The sequence below is a fragment of the Corynebacterium sp. KPL2734 genome, from assembly GCF_040225595.1.
Lineage (GTDB): Bacteria > Actinomycetota > Actinomycetes > Mycobacteriales > Mycobacteriaceae > Corynebacterium > Corynebacterium rhinophilum.
In genome coordinates this window covers 1-5,425 of sequence record NZ_JBEHFO010000033.1, presented here as the reverse complement: position 1 = coordinate 5,425, position 5,425 = coordinate 1, and the positions used below count along the sequence as shown (strand labels likewise).

Annotated in this window: 7 protein-coding genes and 1 pseudogene; 1 reads left to right on the top strand and 7 read right to left on the bottom strand. The window is 49.2% G+C overall.

Annotated features, from left to right (window positions below):
* The first annotated feature begins 334 nt into the window (after positions 1-334).
* Positions 335-1,240 carry a DUF2268 domain-containing putative Zn-dependent protease gene (locus ABRP88_RS11205; RefSeq protein ID WP_349837239.1) on the top strand — a complete coding sequence of 302 codons (906 nt, stop codon included), beginning with the start codon at positions 335-337 and terminating at the stop codon, positions 1,238-1,240.
* 50 nt (positions 1,241-1,290) lie between these two features.
* On the opposite strand, the gene ABRP88_RS11200 is transcribed toward ABRP88_RS11205, so the two are convergent.
* The 7 genes and pseudogenes from ABRP88_RS11200 to ABRP88_RS11170 all read right to left on the bottom strand — a co-directional run bounded on the left by ABRP88_RS11200 (position 1,291) and on the right by ABRP88_RS11170 (position 5,361).
* Positions 1,291-1,554 carry a type IIL restriction-modification enzyme MmeI gene (locus tag ABRP88_RS11200; protein WP_349837240.1) on the bottom strand — a complete coding sequence of 88 codons (264 nt, stop codon included), beginning with the start codon at positions 1,552-1,554 and terminating at the stop codon, positions 1,291-1,293.
* Positions 1,555-1,605: 51 nt separating this feature from the next.
* Positions 1,606-1,656 (bottom strand): annotated as a pseudogene (locus ABRP88_RS11195) (hypothetical protein); the annotation flags it as partial.
* 50 nt (positions 1,657-1,706) lie between these two features.
* Positions 1,707-2,228, bottom strand: coding sequence for a hypothetical protein (locus ABRP88_RS11190; protein ID WP_349837238.1), 522 nt, complete (start codon positions 2,226-2,228; stop codon positions 1,707-1,709).
* A gap of 60 nt (positions 2,229-2,288) precedes the next feature.
* The gene (locus tag ABRP88_RS11185) at positions 2,289-3,428 is read right to left on the bottom strand and encodes a hypothetical protein (RefSeq protein ID WP_349837237.1); all 1,140 of its coding nucleotides are present in this window, start codon (positions 3,426-3,428) and stop codon (positions 2,289-2,291) included.
* Positions 3,418-4,131, bottom strand: coding sequence for an ATP-binding cassette domain-containing protein (locus tag ABRP88_RS11180; protein ID WP_349837236.1), 714 nt, complete (start codon positions 4,129-4,131; stop codon positions 3,418-3,420). The genes ABRP88_RS11185 and ABRP88_RS11180 overlap by 11 nt, the downstream gene beginning before the upstream one ends.
* A complete protein-coding gene (locus tag ABRP88_RS11175; RefSeq protein WP_349837235.1) occupies positions 4,125-4,529 on the bottom strand; it encodes a hypothetical protein in 405 nt (134 codons plus the stop codon). Before ABRP88_RS11175 ends, ABRP88_RS11180 begins: the two co-directional genes overlap by 7 nt.
* Before the next feature lie 406 nt (positions 4,530-4,935).
* Positions 4,936-5,361, bottom strand: coding sequence for a YjdF family protein (locus tag ABRP88_RS11170; RefSeq protein ID WP_349837234.1), 426 nt, complete (start codon positions 5,359-5,361; stop codon positions 4,936-4,938).
* Positions 5,362-5,425: the final 64 nt, after the last annotated feature.

The following is a 5,425-nucleotide window of genomic DNA, read 5'->3' as shown; positions in this document are numbered from 1 at the left end:
GTTCGGAGTACCTGGACATGGTGGTAGATTACCTTTCTTCCCAGCCCGACTGGGCTGGATATCAGGTGTCCACCAAATGGGGGTCAGGTCCCACGTAGTTTTGTGCTTCTTGCAAACAAGGGTAAACCCCTGTACGACACACAGTGTGACAACCGAGGTGGTATTCGATGTACTACTTGTAGGTAGCAAGCGTACGATCGCACGCGTTTTGCAGCGCCGGACAATCCCGTTAATAACAGCGACTCCTACTTCGCTGGCCAGATATATTAACCGGACACGTTTATTGAACCTGGAGGTTGACCTTAACGCTGCGTCAGGGTGTACGTTTAGGGACATGACAATCTCGATGATCGACAGCGCCACGGGAATGCGCACGATGTTGGATAGCCCTCCGGGACAGTGGCAGGAGGCCGCTCGTAAATTATGGGAGCCCATGGCTGGCATGTATTTCTTCATTCCAGGCGGTCTCGATATGGCTACCGTGCACAGTCAGAACTTCGGATTCGGCCCGGATGCCTCACGTCAGCAAGTACATGATGCGCTCTACAAATTGGAGGAGGCCAACGCTTGGTCTCGAGTTGAGCAAGCTCTCGCTAAAGGGGTTCAATACTTGGCGACTGCTAACCCAGGACTCATGATTCCTGACCTCACTGTGCTTCTAGTGTTAGGTGATCCTTCCAACGAGCACTTCATGGACGAAGTTCGAGGCCTGTCAGCCTTCGGTGGGATCAGTGGCTACATTGCCATCACCATTTGGCCGACTGAGGAAGTTCTCCATCGGCTAGAAGCGATTGCCTTACACGAGTTGCACCACAACGTCCGCTATTCAGCTGACGGCATCGTATGGGACCCGCAGACAGTGACCGTCGGTGAGCATGTCGTGGCCGAGGGGCTAGCCGACCTATTCGCTGCCCAGTTCTACGGTAAGCGTGGATATACGCACTTCGTCACAGACCAAACCAGATCGAGAGAAGATGTACTAAGACGGGTCGTCGAGGGCTTGGATGTGACAGGCATGCAGGACTTCGCCGCATGGGTGCTTGGAGATTCGAGCGCCCGCCTGATGGGATCGAAACCGGTCGGGCTACCCACCGGAGCTGGTTACGCCGCAGGGGCTCGTATCACCCAAGCCTACATGGATAAGACGGGTCGGACGGCCGCCGAGTGTGTCACCACCCCCGCCGCTGAAATCTTAAATGTTGCCTTGCCACAACTAGGCCTGACGCGACACGACAGCTGACAAGAAACACCTGGTATGTCCTGCCGTAGGGCAGGACATACCAGGTGTTTTTAGGGCTGCTGCGTGGTGAGCTTTTCGTAATTGGCAAACAACAGCTCCTGGCGCTGCCGGGCGGTCGTGAGCTTACGGGAAGCGCCAAATGCCTTATCCACCTCACGGTCAAGCGCGTCATGCGCCTTGATGAGTTCCGGGGCCATGGCGAGTGGGTTGTATTGCTCGGCCAGCGAGCGCTCTGGGTGCAGCGCGCGGGCATCGAGCACCTTCTTGCCTGCCTTAATAATGCGCTGCCGTGTTTTCTCGTCGAGCTCTGGCACGGGGAACGTGTACCACGTCAGAGTTGATCCGAAGCGGAGATCGGATTTAATTCGTCCTTCAATTGTTTTGCCACGTAATAAACAATTGAGGGACGAAATCAAAGAGAATTGAAGATCTTCTGGGTCAGGTAGAACGAAGTTCGCGTCTCCAGCTAAAACGCAGAGCGCTTGAATTTACGCAAAGAAACAACACTTACGAAAAAAGAAACCACGCTTAATAGTAATGGAATACGGCCGGGTGGAACCTCTAAAGCGAAAAGGAGAAGTCTCCAATTCGTATCAGACAATGATGGCCAAAGAGCAGTTTGTAGGACAAGCTGTGCTACAAGCGACAAAGCAAGTGTATCCACACTCACATATCTACCTATAAGAAGCGTCAAACCTGTAAGAACAGTAGATACATAAGCAAATCTAGTGCTTCCTATGCCGCAAAGGGAAAATACCCAAGGAATAACCCATAACGTTACGAGGACTATACCGTCAATAAACAGCCAATTCCGTGAAGCTTGTGCTTCTAACCTGGAAATCTGATTTCTGAAAAAAATCACTGGCAATGCGGCATAAGAAAACGAACATAAAGTGCCAACGTTTGCCCCAGCAGTATCATTGAGCCAAGGGATATTTAGTAACCATCCCTCAGCAAAAGCAAGAACAAAGCCAATAAACAGCACCATGACTAAAACAGTAATTAGCCTATGCCCACGGCAGTACAAGAATGCGTATGATGTCATGGACTAGTCGCTAACTTTGCACACAGAGTGCTCGATACGCTGAACAACGTCTCCAACGTTAACTTGTCGATTAGGCTCCCAAGGAAGACCGCTAAGCGTAATTCCCAAATCTCTTGCCGGAATTCCGCAGATCTTGGCGTCTGAACGAATCAGCTCTGCAGATCCAGCTTGATCCACGAACTCTCCAACTATCCCCTCTACCGTGGATTGGCCGCTTAGACTTAAATGCTCTTCCGAAAGATCCCCCCACATCACGGGACGTTCTGAGAAATCTCTCCACTCAGTAGGTGCTATTTTAGAAAAAGCATCTCTCGCCTGGATATTAAGTAATATATTTTCGCTAGGAACTTCCGGCCATGCGCAGACATTAGAAGAGCAAACAAGCTGACGAGAATCTCTTTGTGTAAGGCCAAACTCTGTGAGTTGCTGCGCCCAAGCAAAAGAACCAATAAGACAGAGAAGCCCTAAAAAGAAGGTTAACATATACATTTTACTACTGTGCCTAAACAGTGCCGCAGCCGAGACTATGGTCAGCGTAGCTCCAATAATCCCTGCAATTGCTGTCCCAATTGCTTTCACATCTAGCGTTGCATCAAAAGAACAGCACGCTAAAAAATCACCAGTTATATGTCTAAGGGCCCCAGGAGAAGTGGCTGGAACTACCGCATACCAAGAATATGCAAGCGCAGCTGATACAGACACTGATACCAGTGGTTTAAACGAAAAACCAAGTGCACTTCCGATTAGCGTCCAACAGATACCGACGATGGACGAATACGCCAGCATAACCCAAAAGATTAAAGAGCCGAACAGCGAAGAATCAGTACTTTGTGAAAGATTTGCTACTACATAGCTAAGAGGAAAAATCAGCGACCAAACAAACATTCGGTTCACATAAATACGAGCCACAGATTTTCGCCCCATCTGCACTAGAGGACGAAAACGTGATGCCTCCCATGCCATTGCAGCAGAAACCGCAGGAGCAATTACAAAGAATACCAATGTAGATTGAGCAGCATTCGACTCATAGTACGGCGTCTTTCCTAATTCCGAAATAGGAACTGCGCTAAGGATTAGCCCAATAACACAAATCCATAATGATGGACGACGAAGCCAGTGTTTAACACCAAAATTAGGAATCACTGTAATTTCCTCTCCGTACAAAAGATCGTGAGAGAATATGCGCTGGGGTATTTCCCGACTCTGTAGCTAGCTGTACAAAATCTTGCCGTGAACCATCGAAATGTAGCTTCCCCTTATCAAGGACAAGAACACGTTCGAAAGGCCTCTGTAGTTCGCCAGCATCATGCGTTGAAACAACTAGGTTATGCCCTCTATCCACAATCCGTTGGTATACCTCAGTTACATGCTCTTTGTTGAGTGGATCAAGTGCCGCACTAGGTTCATCAAGCAGTAATGTTTCCGCCCCAGAGTTCAACGCAGTGGCGATCGCTAGTCTAGAGCGTTCTCCTCCGCTAAGGCTTTCGCACCGTTGATTAGACACTCTTGACAAATCTACAAAATCTAGCCAATCTAAGCTTTCTTTCTTTGCGGTCTTTTTATCTCGCCCAAACAACCAAGCAACATAAGCGCAGTACTCACTAGAGGTGAAACCGGTAATAGGATTGAATGTCTGCTCTACTAGAGATATAGATCCCTTCCTTAGTACTGTTCCTTCCTTCGGAGAAGAATCTGATGCAAGAGCAGAAAAAAGCGTTGATTTCCCAGCGCCATTAGCCCCCAGTAGAAGCGTGGGGCGTTCATCTATCACCAGCTGCGGTATATCCAGAATTGTCTTATTTGAACGCCGCACTCTTAGTGCATTAACCCGAGCGGTTACTACCATACAAATTTCATCCACTTGATGGTTAAGTGGTTCCAATCGAATGTATGGATATCGGCATGATAGTTTCCTGCAGCCTGGCGCCCCCAGCCGCCTCGGTCCCATCCCCCATAGCATCTATTGAACGAACGCGATCCTAGGTCGGGGTCCGGCTTCATAGAAAGCTCTCGGCGCAGGGTCATCTCAACTTTTCCAGGAGATCCATGCGGATCATTTAAACAGGTAGCTGCTGTAATCTCCGTGTTGTACCCATCAATATTTCGATCAACCCAGCCACGAGTCCTGAATCCATCGGAAACCCCGCTAACACTAGTTTCAAAGTGCCCCTCCGCATTCGCTGGAGCAGCGAACATAGAAACCGCCAAGGCAGTAACTAGCCCTGCTACAATTTTCTTCTTCACAGAACTTCCCCTTTCGAAAATTAAGCACGCCAAAATTGGCCTCACTTTATGTACCTGTCTCAAGCCCTAAGTGTTAACTGACTTTACCTATGTCCGAAACAGTTTTACCCTAACTTATTCGCTTATAGTATGCACCGCCCACAGTAAAGATATTCTAATTAATCGCCCCCAATTACCCCTTATCCCCAAGTTCTATCCACCTCTAAAGTGTATATTCATATTCATACGCCACGAGGAAAACGCCAAGCTCAAACGGCATAAATCTTTCGAGTTGACGCGTCCCTCACTAGGCTAGGGCCCCTTTGTCCTTGCAGACATATAGCGGGGATCGTACGTGCGCAGAACTAGACACACGACTACACAGCTTTCCTCTCGCTGTATGGCAACTTCGCTTTGACGCCTTCGACTACTTGCCTTTATGTTTGGCCTTCTTTTTCATGGCACGGATCTGAAATTTCCGTTGTGCTTCTTCGCGCCGAGCGATCCGCGAAGCTTTCTTCTTGTTTGCGTTAGCTAATTCGAAATTTAACTTTGTTGCTTCTTGGGCTTTCGACGACACCCCTGAGGTCTTGCGTTGCTCCTTATTGACATTCCGCTGCAGGCGTTTGGGATTTCCGCGCTGTGGCTCTTCAATAGTGCCAGGTATAGGTCCGGAACGATGGGCCCGTTTGACTAGGGAAGAACCATTGACGAGCAGCCACTCATAAAGCTCGGCATTATTAGGCTCTGGGCCAAAAACTACTCGGACGGCGCGGAGTTGATTGTTGCTGGAAGTCTCGTAGACTCCGCACCAAAATTGACCATGGGCCCGACCCCCGAAAAGTGGACACATCGGGGGCTAGCTATGCTGCTGTGGTCAGTATAGCCGAAGACTTGGTTTCAAAGACATCAGGCGC